Consider the following 20210-nt stretch of genomic DNA (forward strand, 5'->3'; position numbering starts at 1 on the left):
TCCCAGTCCTCAGTACGCCAGCGAGCGGTCGACGGCGTCGAGCACCCGGTCGAGCCCCGGCAGGTACTCGTCCTCAAGACGCGCCGGCGGGTACGGGGCGTGGTAGCCGCCGACGCGCAGCACCGGTGCTTCCAGGTGGTAGAAGCAGCGCTCCGTGATCCGGGCGGCGATCTCGGCCCCGGAGCCGTAGAACACCGGCGCCTCGTGGACCACCACGAGCCGGCCGGTCTTCTCGACCGAGGTCTGGATCGTGTCGAAGTCGATCGGAGCCATCGAGCGCAGGTCCAGGACCTCGATCGACTTGCCCTCCTCCTCGGCCGCCGCGGCGGCCTCCAGGCACACCTTCACCATCGGGCCGTACGCGGCGAGCGTGACGTCCGTGCCGGTGCGGGCCACCGAGGCCCGGTGCAGCGGGCCGGGAATGGCGTCGGTCTCGACCTCGCCCTTGTCCCAGTAGCGCCGCTTCGGCTCGAAGAAGATCACCGGGTCATCGCTCTGGACGGCCTGCTGCATCATCCAGTAGGCGTCGCTCGCGTTCGACGGCGAGACCACCTTCAACCCCGCGACGTGCGCGAACAGCGCCTCGGGCGACTCGCTGTGGTGCTCCACCGCACCGATGCCGCCGCCGTACGGGATGCGGACGACGACCGGCATCTTGATCTTGCCGAGCGCGCGGGCGTGCATCTTCGCGAGCTGCGTGACGATCTGGTCGTACGCGGGGAAGACGAAGCCGTCGAACTGGATCTCCACGATGGGGCGGTAGCCGCGCAGGGCGAGGCCGATCGCCGTACCGACGATGCCGGACTCGGCGAGCGGGGTATCGATCACCCGCTCCTCACCGAAGTCCTTCTGGAGCCCGTCGGTGATCCGGAAGACCCCGCCGAGCTTGCCGACGTCCTCACCCATGATGAGGACCTTGGGGTCGGTGTCGAGGGCCCGGCGCAGCGACTCGTTCAGAGCCTTCGCGATGGACATCTTTTCCATGGCCATGGCTACTTGCTCTCCTCGGCGGTGTCTGCGAACGATGCCTGGTAGGCGGCGAACTGGGCGCGCTCCTCGTCGACGAGCGGACTGCCGTCGGCGTAGACGTTGTCGAAGATCGCGATCGGGTCGGGGTCGGGCATCGCCCGTACCGCCTCGCGGACCCGCTTGCCGAGGGCCTCGCTCTCCTCGTCCAGCGCGGTGAAGAACGCCTCGTCGGCGGCGCCCGCCTTCTCCAGGTACGTGCGCAGCCGCAGGATCGGGTCCTTGGCCTCCCAGGCCGCCCGCTCCTCGTCGGCCCGGTACTTGGTCGGGTCGTCGGAGGTGGTGTGCGCGCCCATGCGGTACGTGAACGCCTCGACGAGCATGGGGCCCTCGCCCCGGCGGGCGCGCTCCAGCGCCGCCTTGGTGACCGCCAGGCAGGCCAGTACGTCGTTGCCGTCGACCCGGACGCCGGGGAAGCCGAAGCCCTGCGCGCGCTGGTAGAGCGGGACGCGGGTCTGCTTCTCGGTGGGCTCGGAGATCGCCCACTGGTTGTTCTGGCAGAAGAAGACGACCGGGGCGTTGTAGACCGCGGAGAACGTGAAGGACTCGGCCACGTCACCCTGGCTGGAGGCGCCGTCGCCGAAGTACGCGATCACGGCGGAGTCCGCACCGTCCTTGGCCACGCCCATGGCGTAACCGGTGGCGTGCAGGGTCTGCGAGCCGATGACGATCGTGTACAGGTGGAAGTTGTTGCTGTTGGGATCCCATCCGCCGTGGTTCACCCCGCGGAACATCCCGAGCAGGTTGGTCGGGTCGACCCCACGGCACCAGGCGACGCCGTGCTCCCGGTAGGTCGGGAAGACGTAGTCGTCGTCCCGCAGGGCCCGGCCGCTGCCGATCTGCGCGGCCTCCTGGCCGAGCAGCGAGGCCCACAAGCCCAGCTCGCCCTGGCGCTGGAGGGCGGTGGCCTCGGCGTCGAAGCGGCGGGTCAGGACCATGTCCCGGTACAGACCGCGCAGCTCCTCGGCGGTCAGGTCGATCGCGTAGTCCGGGTGCTCGACGCGCTCGCCCTCGGGCGTCAGCAGCTGTACGAGCTCGGGCTCGGTGCTCTGCGGCGGCTTGACCGCCGCCTTCGCGGACTTCTTCGCGGGAGTCGTCCTCGCGGACTTCTTCGCGGTCGTCTTCGCGGGCGTCTCAGCGGACGTCTGCGCGGGCGTCTTCGCGGCGCTGGTCCTGCTGGTGCTGCTGCGTCGCGGTTTGCGCGCGGCAGTGCTCTCCACGGTCACGTGCGTGCTCCTCCGTCGGTCCGGCCCCCGGGGTCTGCCGGGAAACCAGTGCGGCTCGCCTGGGTCCGTACCCGTGCACGGGGTGGGTGCCGCTCGGTCCGGGAACAGGCGTGACAGGTGCCCCGGCGAGCGCCCTGTCACAAGCACGTTACCCAGTACGCCGCATAACTGCGAAACCCCATCTGACCTGCGATTTTGCTTGGATTTCCAAGTAAATCGAAAAAGTCGGGAACTCTCGCTGGTCACAGCGCCGGGAACGGCCTCGCAGGCCACCGGAACAAGCGCACGTTATCCCGCCGTTCGGCGGCAGGGAAGAGGCGAGTGTGTGAGACTGCGTTTTGTGCGCGAACAAGGAAAAATCACCGTTTTTCTGCTGGACGACCACGAAGTGGTCCGGCGCGGGGTCCACGAATTGCTGTCGTCGGAGGACGACATCGAGGTGGTGGGCGAGGCGGGCACGGCGGCCGACGCCCTGGTCCGGATTCCGGCGACCCGGCCCGACGTGGCGGTGCTCGACGTGCGGCTGCCGGACGGCAGCGGGGTGGAGGTCTGCCGGGAGGTCCGCTCCCAGGACGAGAACATCAAGTGCCTGATGCTCACCTCCTACGCCGACGACGAGGCCCTTTTCGACGCGATCATGGCGGGTGCCTCGGGCTACGTACTCAAAGCGATCCGGGGCAACGAACTGCTGAACGCGGTCCGTGACGTGGCGGCCGGGAAGTCGCTGCTGGACCCGGTGGCGACCACCCGGGTGCTGGAGCGACTGCGCGCCGGGAAGAAGGAGCGGGGCGAGGACAAGCTCGCCGGGCTCACCGAGCAGGAGCGCAAGATCCTCGACCTGATCGGCGAGGGGCTGACGAACCGGGTGATCGGTGAGCGGCTGCACCTGGCCGAGAAGACGATCAAGAACTACGTCTCCAGCCTGCTCTCCAAACTGGGCATGGAACGGCGCTCGCAGGCCGCCGCGTACGTGGCCCGGCTCCAGGCGGAGAAGCGCTGAACGGGCGCCGTGCGCGCCCGTCGCGCGGTGCGTCCACCGCGCGGTGCGCCCGTCACGCCGCGCATCCACCGCGCCGTATGCCCGTCGCGCGGGGTGCCCGTCGCGCTGTGTGTCCGCCTCGGGACTTTGGTCCCGGCCCAACCGGGGCCGGGGCCTCTGTCCGTGCCCTCGTGCGACACGGAGAGTGGAACTCATGTCCCCCGAGGAACTCCAGGCGATCGAACTGCTCGGCCGCGTCCGCTACGGACGGCTGGCGACGAGCATGCGCGCCCTCCCGTTTCTGTCGGTGGCCCGCCACGTTGTGGTCGACGGCCGCGTGGTCCTGCGGATGCACAGCGGTTTCGGCTACCACACCGCCTGCGACGGCACGGTCGTGGCGTACGGCGCGGACAACTTCAGCATCGCCGCCCCGGGCGGCGACCGCGGCCTGTGGGCCGTACAGTTCACCGGCACCGCCGAGGTCATGCGTCCGTCGGCCGCCCAGCGCGAGCTGTTCGGCGACGCTCCGGCGCGGGTGAACGGGGAACTGTTCGACGCGGCGTACCTCCGGCTCGAACCGCACTTCGCCTCTGTGCACACTCTTGACTTCCACGCAACTCAACCGATCGGGCACACAGCGTGATCTAACATCTGGTGAGTGCCGCGCTCATCTGTCGCTCTTCCGCCTGTTCCTTCGGCTGTTTCCTCGGCCGTTCCTTCGGCGGACGAGATGCTGTTCCCGTTCCCGTCCGCCCCCACCCCACCCGTGTCCCCGGTGGACCAGGTGCGGCTTCCCCTCGTGCCACGGCCGACCGCACCACCGGTGCGACCGGTGCGACCGGTGCGGGCCACGCCCCCGGTGCAGCCAGTGGCCCCGGCACCGCCCGTACCACCGGTGGACGAGGTGCTGCGCCGCTACCCGGACGCCGGTGAACCGCTGAGCTGCAAGCCGATCACGCAGGGCCTGCTCAACCACGGCTACCGCGTCTCCACCACCCGTGGCCGCTACTTCCTCAAACACCACCTCGACGACTCCACCGGCGACCGCGCCACGATCGTCCGCCAGCACCGCGCGACCCAGCGCCTGCAGTTACTGGGCGTTCCCGTCGCCCCGCCCGTGCGGGACACCGAAGGCGGCACGGTCACCGAGATCGGCGGCCGGTGCTACGCCCTGCACCCCTGGGTGGACGGGCTCCACCGGGCGGGCGCCCAGCTCAGCACCGCCCAGTCGGAACGGCTGGGCGGACTGCTCGGGACGGTGCACACCGGGCTCGAACAGGTGATGGGGGCGGGCACCGGAACCGCCCAGCGGGCCAGCGGCCTCCGGAGCGCCGATCCGGCCGACACCTTCGCGCTGATCGACGAACTGCTGGCAGCCGCGCGACGGCGCCGCCCCCGGGACGCCTTCGACGAACTGGCCGAGCACCGCCTCCTGGAGCGGCGCACCCTGCTGGAGCAGCACGCCGACCGCAGACCCCCGACGCCGGACGCCCCGGCCATCGGCTGGGTGCACGGCGACTTCCACCCGCTGAACGTCCTGTACCGGGACTCGGAACCGGTCGCCATCCTCGACTGGGACCGGCTGGGGGTCCAGCCGAGGGCCGAGGAGACGGTACGGGCCGCCGCGATCTTCTTCGTACAGCCGGCCGGGAAGCTGGAGCTGGAGAAGGTCCGGGCGTACGCGCGGGCCTACCGCCGGGCGGCCGGGGCGGAGCCCGCGGAACTGGCGGCGGCGGTCCACCGGGTGTGGTGGGAGCGGCTCAACGACTTCTGGATACTGCGCTGGAGGTACTGCCGGCACGACCGAAGGGCCGACCCGCAGTTCCCTGCGGTGTCGGCCCTGGCGGTGTGGTGGACGCGCGAGTACGAGACGGTGCGCGAGGCGTTCACGGGGTGAGCCGACGGCTCACCGGTCGGTGAGCGGCCGGGGCGGCGGGTGGCTCACGTGCCGGGGCGGGGGTTCGGCCCTCCCCCTCCGCCCGCCGCGGTCGTACCGGTGGTGGTGCTGCCGCTTTCGGCCCCGGTGCTGCCGCTGTCGGCCCCGGTGCTGCCGCTGTCGTTGCCGGTACCGCCGTCGTTGCCGGTACCGCCGTCGTTGCCGGTGCCGCCGTTGTCGGTACCGGTACTGCCACCGTTGTCCGTGCCGGTGCTGCCGCCGTTGTCCGTGCCGGTGGGCGGGGTGGTCGGCTGGTCCGTCTCCGGTTCCGACGGCTGGGTCGGGGTCGTCGGCGGCTCGTACGTCTGCTGCGGAGTCGTGTTCTGCTGGTTGCCGGTGGAGTTCTCCGGAACCTGGGTGTCCTCGCTCTTCTCGTCGCTCGGCTCGGACGAACCGCGCGTCGGAGACGGCGAAGTGGAGGTCTGCTCCGGCTGCTTCCGGCGGTTGGAGTCGTCGTTCTGCGCGGCGTTGACCGCGATGGCCACCCCCGCCCCGATGGCGATCAGCGCGAGCACCACGAAGAGCCACAGCTTGCCGCGGCGGCCGTTGCCTCCGCCGGGCTGGCCGCCGCCGTCGTAACCGCCGTCGTCGGGGTTCATCGGCGGCAGGATCGGGCCCTGGGAGGTGTCTCCGTGCGGCGGGTGACCCATCGCCATCGTGCTGCCGTTGATGCCCATGGCCGGGGTGTTCCCGCCGTCGTGCATCGCGACCGGGCCGGTGTTCCACGTCCCCGTGTGGCTGCCCTGCATCTGGAGCATCTGGAGGCCGTACTGGACCAGGCCGCGCATCTCCTCAGCGCTCTGGAACCGGTCGTCCGGGTCCTTCGCGAGGGAGCGCATGACCAGCCCGTCGAGCTCCGGCGGCACCGAACCCAGCACCTCGGACGGCGGAACGGGGGTGTCCTGGACGTGCTGGTAGACCACGGACAGCGGCGTCTCGCCGGTGAACGGGGGCCGCAGTGCCAGGAGTTCGTACAGCAGACAGCCGGTCGCGTAGAGGTCGGAGCGGTGGTCGACCGCCTTGCCGAGGGCCTGCTCGGGGGAGAGGTACTGCGGCGTGCCCATGACCATGCCGGTCTGGGTCATCGTCGACTGCGCGCCGTGCAGCGCACGGGCGATGCCGAAGTCCATCACCTTGACCGCACCGGAGTTGGTGATGATCACGTTGGCCGGTTTGATGTCGCGGTGCACGATGCCGTGCTGGTGCGAGTACGCGAGCGCTTCCAGCACCCCGGAGACGATGATCAGCGCCTGCTCGGGCGGCGGGGCCTCGGCGCTGATCAGCAGATCGCGGATGGTGCGGCCCTCGACCAGCTCCATCACGATGTAGGGGACGGTCTGCCCGCCCACGACGTCCTCGCCGGAGTCGTACACGGCGACGATCGCGTGGTGGTTGAGCCCGGCCACCGACTGCGCCTCGCGCGTGAACCGGGCCTTGGACACCGGGTCCTCGGCGAGATCGGACCGCAGGAGCTTCACCGCGACCGTCCGGCCCAGCCGTACGTCCTCGGCCGCGAAGACCTCCGCCATTCCGCCCCGGCCGAGGCGATGGGTCATCCGGTAACGTCCGTCGCCCACGACACCGTCGATGCCCCAGGAGTCGGTGCCATCCGAAACTCCGCCGCCGTTTGCTTCGGATTCGGGTGCCATCAGTCCTCGCCGTCGTATCTGTCCGCGCGTCCGCGGGTTCTCACGGTGTCAGGGTCTTCCGTGTCCTACGTGCCCCACGTGCCCGGCCCGTGCCCTGTCGTCGGGCCGCGCCGGACCGTGCCGGCCCGTGCCGGGCCGGCTCGCCACGCTGCGAGCCGGACGGTGCGAGCCGGAAGACCCCACTGCATTGCCACGTCACGCTACAGGCTCCTGCGGACACCCCGTCGCCGAGACAGACCGGTCATGCAACCGCCCGGCAGGCCGCCCAGGCAAATTCCATGCGGTTCCTGTAACGCTTCCGGGACTCTTCTTGTGCGTACGGTCACGGAACGGGCACCTGGCTTGACGTGTCGTACCCCTCGGGCAGACTTGGCGCGTAATAAGGGATGATCGCGGCAGTCGCGCCGAGGGGGAAGCAAGTCATGAGCCAGGACGGCGCACACGGCGCGCAGGGGCGCTACGCGGGCGGTTCGGTCGCCGGTGGGCGGTACCAACTGCGTGACCTGCTCGGCGAGGGCGGCATGGCCTCGGTATACCTGGCATACGACACCGCGCTCGATCGTCAAGTCGCCATCAAGACATTGCACACCGAGCTGGGCCGCGAGCAGTCCTTCCGCGAGCGGTTCCGCCGCGAGGCGCAGGCCGTCGCCAAGCTCCAGCACACCAACATCGTCTCGGTCTTCGACACCGGCGAGGACGAGCTCGGCGGCGCGCTGATGCCGTACATCGTCATGGAGTACGTGGAGGGGCAGCCGCTCGGCTCCGTGCTCCACGCCGATATCCAGGCGCACGGCGCGATGCCCGGCGACAAGGCGCTGAAGGTCACGAACGACGTGCTGGCCGCGCTGGACACCAGCCACGAGATGGGCCTGGTGCACCGCGACATCAAGCCGGGCAACGTGATGGTGACCAAGCGCGGCGTCGTGAAGGTCATGGACTTCGGCATCGCCCGCGCCATGCAGTCGGGGGTCACGTCGATGACCCAGACCGGCATGGTCGTCGGCACCCCGCAGTACCTCTCTCCCGAGCAGGCCCTGGGCCGCGGCGTGGACGCCCGCTCCGACCTGTATTCGGTCGGCATCATGCTGTTCCAGCTGCTGACCGGGCGCATCCCCTTCGACGCGGACTCCCCGCTGGCCATCGCGTACGCGCACGTCCAGGAGGAGCCGGTCGCGCCCTCCAGCATCAACCGCTCGGTCACCCCGGCGATGGACGCGCTGGTCGCCCGCGCGCTGAAGAAGAACCCGAACGAACGTTTCCCCAGCGCGGCCGCGATGCAGGACGAGATAGCCCGGGTGCTCGCCTCGGGCGGTGCCACGGGTGCGCCGGTGATCATCGCGGGCGGCGCAGCTCCGGCGAACAGCGGCTCGGGGGTCGGCTCGGCGGTCTTCCCGCCGCTCGACCAGTCCGGGTCGGTGGCGCAGGGCGTCCAGATGCCGTACCAGCCGGGGCCGTACCAGTCGGGCCCGTACGGTCCGGCCACCCCGGCCCCGGCCCCGACCCCGGCGCCGTCGTACGGCTACCCGCAGTCGGGCCCGTACCAGCCCCAGAGCCCGGTGCCGCAGCAGACCCCGCCGCCGTACGGGATGTCGCCGCAGCCCCAGACCGCCCAGACCTCGGGCCGGGGCGGCGCCCAGCGGCAGAAGTCGTCGGCCACGCGCGTGGTCCTCGGCGTGATCGCGGTCGCGCTGGTCGGGACCGGCGGGTTCTTCGCGCTGCAGTCGATGGGGAACGACGACGAGAGCGGCGGCACGAGCGCGAACGAGTCCCCGGCCGCGGGCGAGCACCGGCCGCCGGAGCGCAATCGGACCATGGACGCCGAGCGGTGCACGGACGCGTACGAGAACAGCGACGACCCGGACAAGGTCGACGCCCCGAAGTTCCTGTACAAGGACTACCTCTCCGCGAAGGCGTGCGCCGATGCGGCCGGCTGGACGATCAAGAAGATCAAGGTGCCGGGGAACGCGTACGCGGAGGACCAGATCATCGACCAGTTCCCGTCGGCCGGCACCGCCGTGGACAAGGTCGGCGCCCACTTCGAGCTGCGCGTCGCGACGGGGGATCCGGCCTGAGCCCGGTCCTCGGCTCAGGTCTGGGTGTGAGCCTGGGCCTGGTTGAGCCTGGGGTGTGTGGGCGTGGGCCTGAGGCGTGGGCCTGGGGTGTGGGCGTGGGCGTGGTGGCCAGGCCCGAGTGGCGTAGCGCGGCGATTCCGAAGATGCCGGACATATCGGCACATGTGACGCTGGCGCCATGCCTCCAGGACTTCTCCTCTCACAACCCACACGGTGCGTGGCCTGCCTGGTGCTGACGGCGGGTACGGCACTGGGGGGCATCGCCGGTGAGGCAGCGGCCACGGCCGCCCCTTCGGCCGAGCCCGTCGCCACGCTCTCACCCTCCCCTTCGGCCTCTCTGGCCTCTCTGGCCCCTTTGGCCTCCAGGGCGTCCGCCACCGCCGCGGCACCGGGCCCGCCGTCCGGCACTCCGGACCCAGCCCCCCTCGAAGCGTCCCCCGCCGAGGCTCCTCCCGCGGTGCCCGCCGCCGGTGCGCAGACCCCGCTGGCCGGACGGGAGGCCGGGGCGGGGCGACCGCGACCCGGGCGGCAGCTCTCCCCGGAGGAACTCGCGCACGCGGACAGCCTCTTCGACCAGCCGTCGGCCCGGCCCACGGCGAGCACCCCGGGAACGCCACCCGCCGCCAGCGCCCTCCCCGGCACCGAGCCCTACCCACGGCAGGCCATGGACCCCGCGACCGCGCACCAGGTGAAGCAGGTGTCGCTGGGCGGGGGTATCGCGCTGATCGGGCTGGGTCTGGGCTTCCTGGCGTACCGGATGCGACGCGTCGACTGAGCCGGGTGCCGGAGGCACGCCGTTCCACCCCTCCGCCCCGGCGACGCTTGCATCGCTGAGCATACTCGGTATACATACTGAGTATGTCGATCCGTCACGGGCTGCTGGCCCTTCTGGAACGGGGGCCTCGGTACGGCTCCCAGCTCCGTACCGAATTCGAGTCCCGCACCGGCTCCACCTGGCCGCTCAACGTCGGCCAGGTCTACACGACGCTGGGCCGCCTGGAGCGCGACGGCCTGGTCGTCCAGGACGACGAGGACGAGCAGGGACACACCCTCTACGCGATCACCGACGACGGGCGCGGCGAGCTGCGGAGCTGGTTCGAGACGCCGGTCGACCGCGGCAGCCCGCCCCGTGACGAGCTGGCCATCAAGCTGGCCATGGCGGTCGGCGTGCCCGGTGTCGACATCCGCGCCGTCATCCAGTCCCAGCGCCACCACACCCTGAAGGCGATGCAGGACTACACCCGTCTCAAGGCCCGGTCGCTCGGCGACGTACCGGCCGACCGCGACGAGGTCGCCTGGCTGCTCGTACTGGACCAGCTGATCTTCCAGGCGGAGGCCGAGGCCCGCTGGCTCGACCACTGCGAGACCCGGCTCGTCCGCTTCGCCGAGGCCGCCGCCAGGATGCCGGAGCCCGAAACCCGCAGGTCCGAAACCCGTACGCCCGGGACGCGTACGCCGGGCCGCGCCGTGCGCCGCGCTCCGGACGTCACGCGGCCCGGTGACTCCGTATCCCGGTAGGGCCCGTATCCCGACAGAACCCGTTTCCTGGCAAGGCCCGTACCGGCAGGGCCCGGTAAGTCCGTCGTCGGCGCGCCCGTGCCTCGGCAGGGCCGTTCTCGGTGCGCCCGTGTCCCGGTAGCGCCGTAACGCCACATCGCCGTATCGCCGTGCACAAGCACGCACCACGCACACCACACACCACACGCCTCACCCGTTCCTAGGGGGGAACCGCTCACCATGTCCTCGCACGTCCCGTCCCAGGCCGCGACGCCCGCCGGGCCGCCGCCACCGGCCGAAGATCCGGTGCTCGAACTCCGGGCGCTCACCCGCGTCCACGGCTCCGGCATCGCCGAGGTGCACGCCCTGCGCGGCATCGACCTCCGCGTCCACGCCGGTGAACTCGTCGCCGTGATGGGCCCCTCGGGCTCCGGCAAGTCGACCCTGCTGACCATCGCGGGCGGCCTCGACACCGCGACCAGCGGCCAGGTCGTCATCGAGGGCCAGGACATCGCCGCCCTCGGCCGCAAGGGCGTCGCCGCCCTGCGCCGCCGCAGCGTCGGCTACGTCTTCCAGGACTACAACCTCATCCCCGCCCTCACGGCCGCCGAGAACGTCGCCCTGCCGCGTGAGCTCGACGGCGTCCCCGTGCGCAAGGCCCGTAAGGAGGCGCGGGCGACGCTGGAGGAGATGCGGCTGCTGGAGATCGCCGACCGGTTCCCCGACGAGATGTCCGGCGGGCAGCAGCAACGCGTCGCGATCGCCCGCGCGCTGGTGGGGGACCGGCGGCTGGTACTCGCCGACGAACCGACCGGAGCCCTCGACTCCGAGACCGGCGAGGCGGTGCTCGCGCTGCTCCGCAACCGCTGTGACCAGGGCGCGGCCGGGGTGATGGTGACGCACGAGCCCCGGTACGCGGCCTGGGCCGACCGGGTCGTGTTCCTCCGGGACGGCATGATCGTCGACCAGTCACGCACCACCGGCGCCGACTCGCTGCTGCGCGCCGGGGCCGCCGGGTGAACGTCTTCGCGGGCTGGCCCGCGGCCCTCCGGATAGCCCGGCGCGACGCTCTGCGCGCCAAGGGCCGCAGTGCGCTGGTGATCGCGATGATCGCCCTGCCGGTACTGGGCGTCACCGCGCTCGACGTGACGTACCGCAGCACGGAACCGACCACGGCCGAGAAGCTGACGGCGGACATGGGCGCCGCCGACGCCCGCTTCAGCGACCAGCAGATCGGCGGCGCCATCGAGCAGTTGCCGGACGGCAACATGTACGAGCGGGTCGAGGAAGACCCCCCGGAAACGGGATCGGGGTCGAGGCCGGAACCGGGCCAGGAACCGGAGCCGGAACCGGCAGCCGACATCAGCGCCTCACTGCCCAAGGACGCGCGGGCCATCAGCATGCAGTCCGCTCCCGCGGACGTCACCACCAAGTACGGCGTCACCAGCACCGACATCCGCGAGATCCGGACCTCCGACGCGCTGGTCCGCGGCATGATCGACCTCGTACGCGGCGACTACCCGCACGGTACGGGCGAGATGGCCGCCACCGAGCCGTTCCTGAAGGCGACCGGCCTGGACATCGGCTCAAGCACCACCGTCCGCAACTCCGGCCGGACGTACCGGATCACCGGGGTGGTCGAGGAACCGGCAGCGCTGGGGACCGAGGTGCTGTACGCCGATCCCGGAGCGGTCATCGCCCCCTGGCAGGCCGCGGCCGCGCGCGACAAGAAGGTGCTGCCGCCGAACACGCGCCCCAAGGACTGGCTGGTCAAGAGCCCCGAAGGGGCGGGGGTGACCTGGCCGGACATCCTGCGGGCCAATGAGTCGGGCATCCTCGTCACGTCCCGCCAGGTCGTGCTCGACCCGCCGCCGGACTCCGAGGTCCCGCTGGCCCGGAAGGGCAGGCCCTCGTACGGCGACCCCTCCGAAGAACTGAGCATCGCGCTCGTCACCGTGCTCGCCATGACGGTCCTGGAGGTCGTGCTGCTCGCCGGGCCCGCCTTCGCGGTCGGCGCACGTCGCTCGCGCCGCCAGCTCGGGCTCCTCGGCACCTGCGGCGGGGACCGGCGCCATGTCCGGGCCGTCGTGCTCAGTGGCGGTCTGGTGCTCGGCGGGGCCGGGGCGGTGTCCGGTGTGGTGGCCGGGATCGGGCTCACCACCGTGTTCCGCCCGATGATCGAGGAGTGGGCCGGACGCCGCTTCGTCTCCCTCGACCTGCGGCCGACGGAGCTGCTGGCGATCGCGGCGCTCGGCCTGGTCACCGGCCTTCTCGCGGCATGCGCCCCGGCGATCGCGGCCAGCCGGAGGCCCGTACTCGAATCGCTCACCGGCCGCCGCGGAGTCCGCCGTTCCTCCCGGGTCCTGCCGGTGCTGGGCTGCTGCGTCCTGGTCCTCGGCACCGCTGTCGCCCTCTACGGCGGCACCAGCGGCAATGCGACGCTGATCGCCGGCGGTTCGGTGACCGCCGAACTCGGGCTGCTCGCCTGCATCCCGGTGCTCGTCGGCCTCCTCGGCCGACTCGGCCGCAGGCTGCCGCTCTCGCCCCGGATGGCGCTGCGCGACGCGGCCCGCAACCGGGGCCGAACGGCTCCGGCGGTCGCGGCCGTGATGGCGGCCGTCGCGGGTTCGGTGGCCATCGCGACGTACATGTCCAGCTCCGCGGCCGAGCAGGAGTTCGACTACGTCCCCACGATGGCAGAGGGCACCATCGTCCTCTCCGCCGCCTACTCCACCGAGGCCGACATCATCGACCGGCTTCCGCAGGCACGGACAGCCGTCGAACGGAACCTGGCCGTCACCGGCAGGCGCGCCGACTACCAGCGCGTCTGGGCGGGCAGCGACTGCAACCTCTACGGCGACGAGGAAGCCGGCTGCGGCTCACTGGAACTGGTCACGCCCTCCGGCAAGGGCCACGCCTGCCCGCTCACCGGCAAGGGTTCCGCGGAACTCGCCGCCCGCCTCTCCGCCGACGCGCACAAGAAACTGATGCGGTCCCCGGCCTGCCTGGCGCTTCGTTCGCCGGTGACCCTGTTCAGCTCCAACACCAGCAGCATCGTCGTCGGGGACGCGGCCCTGCTCGGCGTCCACGCGAAGCTCGACGACCCCGCCGCCGCCAAGGCCCTGGCAGCGGGCACTCCGGTGCTGCTCAACCAGGCGTACGCGAAGAGCGGCGAGGTCACCCTCAAGGCCGTGCACCAGTACAGCGACCGGGACAAGGAGAACCGGGCCCTGCATCCGGGCAAGCCCCGGACCACCACGGACCGGATCAAGGTGTACGTGGCGCCCGCGAAGTACGCGGCCACCCCCGGTGTCACCATGATCATGCCGCAGCGCACCGCGGACCGGCTCGGTCTGCACTCCGCGCCCGCCGGAAGCGTCTACACCGCCGCCCACGCCCCGACATCCGCCGAGAACCAGCGGACGCGCGCCGTGATCGACCAGGCGGGCGGCGGCATCTGGGTCCAGGCCGAATCGGGCCCGCTCCGTACGGCCGACGCCAAGCTGCTGATCCTCACGTTGTTCGCCGGGGTGGTGACCCTGGGTGCGGCGGCGATCGCCACCGGACTCGCGAAGGCGGACGCGGAAGCCGACCTCAGCACGCTCAGCGCGGTGGGCGCGCCCCCCGGCGTACGGCGGCGGCTGTCCGGCTTCCAGTGCCTCGTGGTGGCGCTCACCGGGGTGGTGCTCGGCACGCTGGCGGGTGTGGTGCCCGCGGTGGCACTGCGGCTGGTCGATCTGGGCGACGCGCTGGCTGCGATGCGCCAGTTCCCCATGGAGTCGGCGTACACACCGATCGTGCTGCCCTGGGGCACCCTCGGCGTGATCGTCGTCGTGGTTCCGCTGCTGGCCGGGCTGCTCGCCGCGGCGTTCACCCGTTCGCGCCTCACATCGGCCCGGCGGGCCGGATGACCGTAGGGGAAAGGGTGGATCAGCCGTTTGCGGGGGCACCACAGTGTCGTACAGGAGGTGTGCGAGACAATGGCGCCATGGAGATGCCGAGGAATGAACGGTCGCAGGAGCACCCCCAAGTCCTCGTGGTGGGGCAGGACGGCATGGCGATCGGCGGCGGTGGCACGAACGACGAATCGCGCGAGGTCCCGGTGACGGAGATGGTCGAACAGCCCGCGAAGGTCATGCGCATCGGCAGCATGATCAAGCAGCTCCTCGAAGAGGTCAGGGCGGCTCCTCTCGACGAGGCGAGCCGGGTCAGGCTGAAGGAGATCCACGCCGGTTCCGTGAAGGAGCTGGAGGACGGCCTCGCACCGGAACTGGTGGAGGAGCTGGAGCGGCTCTCCCTGCCGTTCACCGACGACTCGGTTCCCTCCGAGGCGGAACTGCGGATCGCGCAGGCCCAGTTGGTGGGCTGGCTGGAGGGCCTCTTCCACGGCATCCAGACGACCCTGTTCGCCCAGCAGATGGCGGCCCGTGCCCAGCTGGAGCAGATGCGACGCGCCCTTCCGCCGGGGAGCATCCACGAGGACGAGGACGGCGGCCCCGACCCGCACGGGCCGGTCCGGACGGGCCCGTACCTCTGATCCGACCGTCGAGCCGCTTCGTCCGTCCGTACCCACGGAACGGAACCGCATGAGGCCCGGCACACCTGGTCCACGACCGGTGTGCCGGGCCTTCGCGCATGAGGGCCACGGGGCCACGGGGCCACGGGGCTCACGGGGCTACCGGACTTCCGGGCTACCGGGCTACCGGGCTACCGGGCTACGGAGCTCCGTCAGCCCCTCGGCGTTCTCATCCCGGCGAAGTCCCCGTTCCGCCAGAGCCCTCAGCCCTCGGAGCCCCCAGCCCCTCGGAGCCTCAACGCATCGACTCCTCAGCACGTTGGCACGTCGACGTCTTCGGCACGTCGGCACGCCGACGCCCTCGACACATCGGCGTCCTCACCGCAACGGCAGCCTCAACGCGTCGGGACCTGGAGCAGGACCTTCCCGATGTGCGCGCTGGACTCCAGCACCCGATGCGCCTCGGCGGCGTCGGGCATCGGCAGCGTACGGTCCACGACCGGCCGTACGACACCGCTCGCGATCAGCGGCCAGACATGCTCACGCACCGCGGCGATGATGGCCGTCTTCTCGGCGAGCGGACGGCCGCGCAGCGAGGTCGCGGTGACGGCGGCCCGCTTGTTCAGCAGCACGCCCAGATTCAGCTCGCCCTTGACGCCGCCCTGGAGGCCGATGACGGCCAGCCTGCCGTTGACGGCGAGCGCCTGCACGTTCCGGTCCAGATACTTCGCGCCGACGATGTCGAGGATGACGTCCGCCCCGGCGCCGTCGGTCGCCCGGCGGATCTCCTCGACGAAGTCCTGCTGCCGGTAGTCGATCAGGATGTCGGCCCCCAGCTCGGCGCAGCGCGCCAGCTTCTCGGGCCCCCCGGCCGTGACCGCGACCCGCGCGCCCACGGCCTTGGCGAGCTGGATCGCCATCGTGCCGATGCCGCTGGACCCGCCGTGCACCAGCAGCGTCTCGCCGGGACGCAGATGGGCCACCATGAAGACGTTGGACCAGACCGTGGCCGTCACCTCGGGCAGCGCCGCCGCCAGAGCCGGTTCGATACCGTCCGGCACCGGGAGCAACTGCCCGGTGGGCACGGCGACCTTCTCCGCGTATCCGCCACCCGCGAGGAGCGCGCACACCTCGTCGCCGACCGCCCAGCCGGTGACGCCGGGACCGACCGCCGAGATGCGCCCCGCGCATTCCAGTCCGGGGTACGGGGAGGCACCGGGCGGCGGGTTGTAGAACCCCTGCCGCTGCAGCACGTCCGCGCGGTTGACCGCGCTGGCGGCCACATCGACAAGGACCTCGCCCTCACCAGCCACCGGATCGGGCACCTCGGTCCAGACGAGCGCCTCGGGGCCACCGGGTTCAGGGATCGTGATCGCATACATGGCGGCGAGGCTACTCCGTGCCCCTGCCGAGTCGGTGGAGTCGGTGGAGTCGGCAGGGCTGGCGAAGTCGGTGAAGTCGGTAGACCAGCCGACCAGCGAAGCCAGCGGGCCAGCGAAACCAGCAGGTCAGCAGGTCAGCAGGTCAGCAGACAGCAGACAGCAGACAGCAAGCCTCGCAGGTCAACAGGTCAGCGAAGCCAGCGGATCAGCAAGCCTCGCTGGTCAGCAGGTCAGTCGAGCGGGCGCGGTGCGACCTTGGGAAGGGGGCCCGGCGGCGTATCGTTCGAGGCGCGGACGATGGTGATCAAGCGGTCCGTCAGCTGGAGGGGGCTGGCCGTCGGATCGTCGTAACCCAGCAGCCGGTGCCCGCGCAGAACACTGACCACGAGATCGTCGGTCTCCCGCACGCTCTTGCCCACCTCGGCCTTTATCACCGGCCGTTCGACGAGATCGAGCCCACTGCCCTGCTGGATCAGGTCTTCCATCACCGTGCCCGCACTCGGGCTGAGCACGGACAGGCCCAGCAGCCGGCCCGCCGCACTGGCACTGGTGATCACCGCGTCGGCGCCCGACTGCCGGAGCAACGGGGCGTTCTCCTCCTCGCGCACCGCCGCGACGATCTTCGCCCCGCGGTTGAGCTGCCGGGCCGTCAGCGCCACCAGCACCGCGGTGTCGTCGCGCTGTGTCGCGATGATGATCTGACGCGCCTTCTGGAGCTCGGCCCGCAGGAGCACCTCGCTGCGCGTCGCGTCCCCGACCACACCGACGAACCCTTCGGCGTTGGCCATCTCGATCACCTTGGTCGCCGGGTCGACGACGACGATCTGTTCCTTCTTCAGGCCGGTGGCACGCAGGGTCTGGATGGCCGAGCGGCCCTTCGTGCCGAACCCGACGACGACGGTGTGCTCACGCAAGTTGGTTCTCCAACGCTTCAGCCGGAAGTCCTCCCGGGTCCGTTCCGTGAGGACCTCAAGGGTGGTGCCGACCAGGATGATCAGGAAGAGCACCCGCAGTGGCGTCACGAGCACCACGTTGGTGAACCGGGCGCCGTCCCCGTACGGGGTGATGTCACCGTAGCCGGTGGTGGAGAGGGTGACCGTGGCGTAGTACACCGCGTCCAGCAGGTCCACGTTGTCGTCGGCGGCATCGTGGTACCCGCCCCGGTCCAGCCAGACGATCAGCACCGTGGCAGCAAGGACCATAAGCGCCATCAGCAGCCGCTTGGCGACCTGCCGCGCCGGTCCGTCCACCACTCTGCGCGGGAGCAGCACCCGAGTGGGTACGACATGCTCGTCCGCGTGCCTGGCCATCGCATCGTGGCCGGGAAGTTTCACGTGAAACACCCTTCCGTCCACGGCATCGCCGAGGCCCACGGGAGATCGAGGATCTCCACTTCGGTGCCGGACCGTACCCCGCCCGGCGGTACGACGGCCAGTCCATCGGCCGCGGCGATACCACGAAGCATCGCCGGACCGTTGTAGCGCAGCGGTACGACGTACTCGACACCGCCCCCGGTTCCAGCGTCTGTTCCTGCCCTTGCTCCCGGGCCGCCCGTGCGGTGGACGACGGGCACCAGGCGAGTGTCGTGCGGGTGCCCCTGCACGTCCTCGCTGAGGGCGATCCGGTATGGCGGCTCCGGCGCCCGGCCCGCCAGCCCGCGCAGCAGGGGCTCGGCCAGGGTGAGGAGCCCGGAGACAGCGGCCAGGGGGTTGCCCGGCAGCCCGACGACATACCCGCCCCCGGCCCGGTCCGCCGCGTCTTCCCTCCCCAGCCGGGCCAGCAGCATCGGGTGGCCCGGCCGTACCGCGACCCCGTCCACCAGCAGCTCGGCGCCGACCTCGGCAAGGACGGGGTGGACATGGTCGACGGGCCCCGCGGCCGTACCGCCCGTGGTGATCACCAGATCAGCGTCGGACGTCGTGAGGGCATGGCGCAGGGCTGCCGCATCGTCCCCGAGGCGCTGCGGAGCCGATACCTCGGCGCCCAGGGCACGCAGCCAGGGGCCGAGCATCGGGCCGAGCGCGTCACGGATCAGCCCGTCGTGCGGCAGGCCACCGGTCAGCAGTTCGTCGCCGAGCACCAGGACGTCGACGCGCGGACGCGGCACCACCGCGAGCGTGTCGTACCCGGCCGCTGCGGCCAGGCCGAGCACGGCGGGCGTCATCAGCGCTCCGGCGGGCATGAGCAGGTCGCTCGACCGGCATTCCTGGCCTCGGGGTCTGATGTCCTGGCCGGGCAGCACTCGCCGCTCCGCGTGGAGCAGACCCGCGGCCCCGTCGACGCGGGCGTGTTCGCTGCGGATCACGGCGTTGGCGTTGGGCGGGATACGGGCACCCGTGGCGATCCGAACAGCGGCCCCGTCGGGCAGCTCGGGGGACGCGCCTTGCCCGGCGAGGATGCCCGCGCCGTTGTTCCTGCGCCCGGCGTCGCTCTTCGTCCCGGCCTTCGTCCCGGCCTTCGTCCCGGCCGTGGTCCCGGCCTCGCGTCCAGCCGCGGCCTCGTAACCGGCCTCGCGCCCGGCCTCGCGCCTGGTCTCGTGGATATGCCAGGGCCCCGGTCCCGAGACGACCCACCCGTCCATGGCGGAGGTGTCGAAGGACGGCAGGTCCGTGAGCGCGATGAGCGGCTCGGCGAGTACGTGGCCGAGTGACCGGTCGAGCGGCACCCGCACGGACCGGGCCTTGGTGGCACGCCCCGCCCGCGCCGCGAGCGCACGGGCCTGCGGCCAGGACCCGGCCCTACGGCCCTGCGACTGTCCGGCGGCAGGGGGCTGGTCCCCAGGGCGGGGCTCGTCGGACGGCCGACGGCCGACCAGCGCGAGGGCCTGCTCCACGGCCCGCTCCGTCTCGGCCTCCCGCGTACCGGGGTCCGAACCCGCCTTGCCGACGCAGGACGAGCCGCCGCCCGAGCACACATCAGCCGCACCGCCGGAGCCGGTCACCGCGGCTCGTTCTCGTCCGCCCAGCGAAGGGCGAGCGCGGCGGCCTTCCGGGCGGCCTCGGCCACCGCCGTGGCGCCATCGCCGGCGCCCGCACCGACGGCCTCCCCGGCCGCCTTGGCCGCCGCGTACCCGACCAGGAAGGTCGTCAGCGGCGCGGCGGGGCGGGCGACACCGTGGGCGGCGTCCCGGGCCAGGTCGAGCAGGAGGTCAGTGTCGACGTCGAGTTCGATACCGAGTTCGTTCTTGACTGCGGTGATCCATTCATCCAGCACGGACCCATGCTCTCTGATACGGCTCCGGGCCGCCGCGATGTCGTCCCAGGTGTCGCAGTCGAAGGAGGCGAGAGGGTCGACCACCACCCGGGCAAGGTCCAGCTCCCGCGTCAGCAGGCGCAGGGGAAGTCCGTACAGGCCACCGTGCTCGGCGGCGAGCAACGCGAGTTCACGGCGGAGCGGTTCGGATCGGTAGACCGCGACGAGCGGCTGGTCCCGGCCCTGCTGATCCACGCACAGAGCCCCTTCCCTCCGCTCCTCCCACCGCTCCTCCCGCAGCCCGTCTCCCAGCCCGTTCTGTACGGCCGAGAGAAGCGCCCCGACCGCGCCCGGCCCGATAAACGGCAGGTCGGCGGAGAGCACCAGGAGCCGGTCCGCCGTGGTCCGCCGGACCCCCGCGCCGAGCGCCGCCAACGGCCCGCCGCCACGGGGCTCTTCGTACGCCCAGTCCACCGGCCGCACAGTGGGCCGACGCCCGCCCACCACCACGGTCGTCGAGGCGTCGGCGCAGGCCGTGAGCACCCGGTCGAGCAGGGCACGGCCGCCGACCCGGATTCCGGGCTTGTCGGCGCCGCCGAGCCGCTTGGCGGCCCCACCGGCCAGGACGATGGCGTCATACGCGGTCATGCCTCCGAGTATGCGGGCCGTGGGCCCCGCGACTCCTCCCGGTCGTCCGGAAGACGGGGCCACGGCCACGATCGCCACGCTCCGCCG

Annotated in this window: 16 protein-coding genes; 9 read left to right on the forward strand and 7 right to left on the reverse strand. The window is 71.6% G+C overall.

Features of this window, described 5'->3' with window-relative positions:
- Nucleotides 1-9: 9 nt before the first annotated feature.
- Both ACFVWY_RS01070 and pdhA read right to left on the reverse strand, forming a co-directional pair.
- Nucleotides 10-990 (reverse strand): alpha-ketoacid dehydrogenase subunit beta, encoded by a 981-nt coding sequence (locus tag ACFVWY_RS01070; protein WP_389865834.1) that lies wholly within the window; start codon nucleotides 988-990, stop codon nucleotides 10-12.
- A gap of 2 nt (nucleotides 991-992) precedes the next feature.
- Complete coding sequence (gene pdhA, locus ACFVWY_RS01075) at nucleotides 993-2252, reverse strand: pyruvate dehydrogenase (acetyl-transferring) E1 component subunit alpha (protein WP_389865835.1); 1260 nt, start codon at nucleotides 2250-2252, stop codon at nucleotides 993-995.
- A gap of 340 nt (nucleotides 2253-2592) precedes the next feature.
- On the opposite strand from pdhA, the gene ACFVWY_RS01080 reads away from it, so the two are divergent.
- The 3 genes from ACFVWY_RS01080 (at nucleotide 2593) to ACFVWY_RS01090 (ending at nucleotide 5128) form a co-directional block, all read left to right on the forward strand.
- A complete protein-coding gene (locus ACFVWY_RS01080; protein WP_389866314.1) occupies nucleotides 2593-3252 on the forward strand; it encodes a response regulator in 660 nt (219 codons plus the stop codon).
- 193 nt (nucleotides 3253-3445) lie between these two features.
- Nucleotides 3446-3874, forward strand: coding sequence for a pyridoxamine 5'-phosphate oxidase family protein (locus ACFVWY_RS01085; protein WP_389865838.1), 429 nt, complete (start codon nucleotides 3446-3448; stop codon nucleotides 3872-3874).
- 261 nt (nucleotides 3875-4135) lie between these two features.
- Complete coding sequence (locus tag ACFVWY_RS01090; RefSeq protein ID WP_389866317.1) at nucleotides 4136-5128, forward strand: phosphotransferase; 993 nt, start codon at nucleotides 4136-4138, stop codon at nucleotides 5126-5128.
- A 44-nt stretch (nucleotides 5129-5172) separates the two neighbouring features.
- Here ACFVWY_RS01090 and ACFVWY_RS01095 read toward each other — a convergent pair whose 3' ends face one another.
- Complete coding sequence (locus ACFVWY_RS01095) at nucleotides 5173-6816, reverse strand: protein kinase (RefSeq protein ID WP_389865841.1); 1644 nt, start codon at nucleotides 6814-6816, stop codon at nucleotides 5173-5175.
- 422 nt (nucleotides 6817-7238) lie between these two features.
- Between ACFVWY_RS01095 and ACFVWY_RS01100 the strand changes: the two genes are divergently transcribed.
- The 6 genes from ACFVWY_RS01100 to ACFVWY_RS01125 all read left to right on the forward strand — a co-directional run bounded on the left by ACFVWY_RS01100 (nucleotide 7239) and on the right by ACFVWY_RS01125 (nucleotide 14922).
- Complete coding sequence (locus tag ACFVWY_RS01100) at nucleotides 7239-8888, forward strand: protein kinase (protein ID WP_389865844.1); 1650 nt, start codon at nucleotides 7239-7241, stop codon at nucleotides 8886-8888.
- Nucleotides 8889-9345: 457 nt separating this feature from the next.
- Nucleotides 9346-9663 carry a hypothetical protein gene (locus ACFVWY_RS01105; protein ID WP_389865847.1) on the forward strand — a complete coding sequence of 106 codons (318 nt, stop codon included), beginning with the start codon at nucleotides 9346-9348 and terminating at the stop codon, nucleotides 9661-9663.
- A gap of 83 nt (nucleotides 9664-9746) precedes the next feature.
- Nucleotides 9747-10406 (forward strand): PadR family transcriptional regulator, encoded by a 660-nt coding sequence (locus ACFVWY_RS01110; RefSeq protein ID WP_389865850.1) that lies wholly within the window; start codon nucleotides 9747-9749, stop codon nucleotides 10404-10406.
- Nucleotides 10407-10625: 219 nt separating this feature from the next.
- Nucleotides 10626-11405, forward strand: coding sequence for an ABC transporter ATP-binding protein (locus tag ACFVWY_RS01115; protein WP_389865853.1), 780 nt, complete (start codon nucleotides 10626-10628; stop codon nucleotides 11403-11405).
- Complete coding sequence (locus ACFVWY_RS01120) at nucleotides 11402-14296, forward strand: FtsX-like permease family protein (protein WP_389865856.1); 2895 nt, start codon at nucleotides 11402-11404, stop codon at nucleotides 14294-14296. The genes ACFVWY_RS01115 and ACFVWY_RS01120 overlap by 4 nt, the downstream gene beginning before the upstream one ends.
- Nucleotides 14297-14373: 77 nt before the next feature.
- On the forward strand, nucleotides 14374-14922 hold the full coding sequence (locus ACFVWY_RS01125) for a bacterial proteasome activator family protein (protein WP_389865859.1): 549 nt from the start codon (nucleotides 14374-14376) through the stop codon (nucleotides 14920-14922).
- Between the two features lie 374 nt (nucleotides 14923-15296).
- Here ACFVWY_RS01125 and ACFVWY_RS01130 read toward each other — a convergent pair whose 3' ends face one another.
- The 4 genes from ACFVWY_RS01130 to ACFVWY_RS01145 form a co-directional block, all read right to left on the reverse strand.
- A complete protein-coding gene (locus tag ACFVWY_RS01130; RefSeq protein ID WP_389865861.1) occupies nucleotides 15297-16283 on the reverse strand; it encodes an NAD(P)H-quinone oxidoreductase in 987 nt (328 codons plus the stop codon).
- Nucleotides 16284-16513: 230 nt separating this feature from the next.
- A complete protein-coding gene (locus tag ACFVWY_RS01135) occupies nucleotides 16514-17656 on the reverse strand; it encodes a potassium channel family protein (RefSeq protein ID WP_389865863.1) in 1143 nt (380 codons plus the stop codon).
- Complete coding sequence (locus tag ACFVWY_RS01140; RefSeq protein ID WP_389866319.1) at nucleotides 17614-19116, reverse strand: molybdopterin molybdotransferase MoeA; 1503 nt, start codon at nucleotides 19114-19116, stop codon at nucleotides 17614-17616. Before ACFVWY_RS01140 ends, ACFVWY_RS01135 begins: the two co-directional genes overlap by 43 nt.
- A gap of 104 nt (nucleotides 19117-19220) precedes the next feature.
- On the reverse strand, nucleotides 19221-20123 hold the full coding sequence (locus ACFVWY_RS01145; protein ID WP_389865866.1) for a DUF6457 domain-containing protein: 903 nt from the start codon (nucleotides 20121-20123) through the stop codon (nucleotides 19221-19223).
- Between the last annotated feature and the right edge of the window lie 87 nt (nucleotides 20124-20210).

It is taken from the genome of Streptomyces sp. NPDC058195 (genome assembly GCF_042883525.1).
Classification (GTDB): Bacteria; Actinomycetota; Actinomycetes; order Streptomycetales; family Streptomycetaceae; genus Streptomyces.

Coding starts and splice junctions, on each gene's coding strand:
- ACFVWY_RS01070 (WP_389865834.1), bottom strand. CDS start 990: ATGGCCATGGAAAAGATGTCCATCGCGAAGGCTCTGAACGAGTCGCTG.
- ACFVWY_RS01085 (WP_389865838.1), top strand. CDS start 3,446: ATGTCCCCCGAGGAACTCCAGGCGATCGAACTGCTCGGCCGCGTCCGC.
- ACFVWY_RS01095 (WP_389865841.1), bottom strand. CDS start 6,816: ATGGCACCCGAATCCGAAGCAAACGGCGGCGGAGTTTCGGATGGCACC.
- ACFVWY_RS01100 (WP_389865844.1), top strand. CDS start 7,239: ATGAGCCAGGACGGCGCACACGGCGCGCAGGGGCGCTACGCGGGCGGT.
- ACFVWY_RS01110 (WP_389865850.1), top strand. CDS start 9,747: ATGTCGATCCGTCACGGGCTGCTGGCCCTTCTGGAACGGGGGCCTCGG.
- ACFVWY_RS01115 (WP_389865853.1), top strand. CDS start 10,626: ATGTCCTCGCACGTCCCGTCCCAGGCCGCGACGCCCGCCGGGCCGCCG.
- ACFVWY_RS01125 (WP_389865859.1), top strand. CDS start 14,374: ATGGAGATGCCGAGGAATGAACGGTCGCAGGAGCACCCCCAAGTCCTC.
- ACFVWY_RS01130 (WP_389865861.1), bottom strand. CDS start 16,283: ATGTATGCGATCACGATCCCTGAACCCGGTGGCCCCGAGGCGCTCGTC.
- ACFVWY_RS01145 (WP_389865866.1), bottom strand. CDS start 20,123: ATGACCGCGTATGACGCCATCGTCCTGGCCGGTGGGGCCGCCAAGCGG.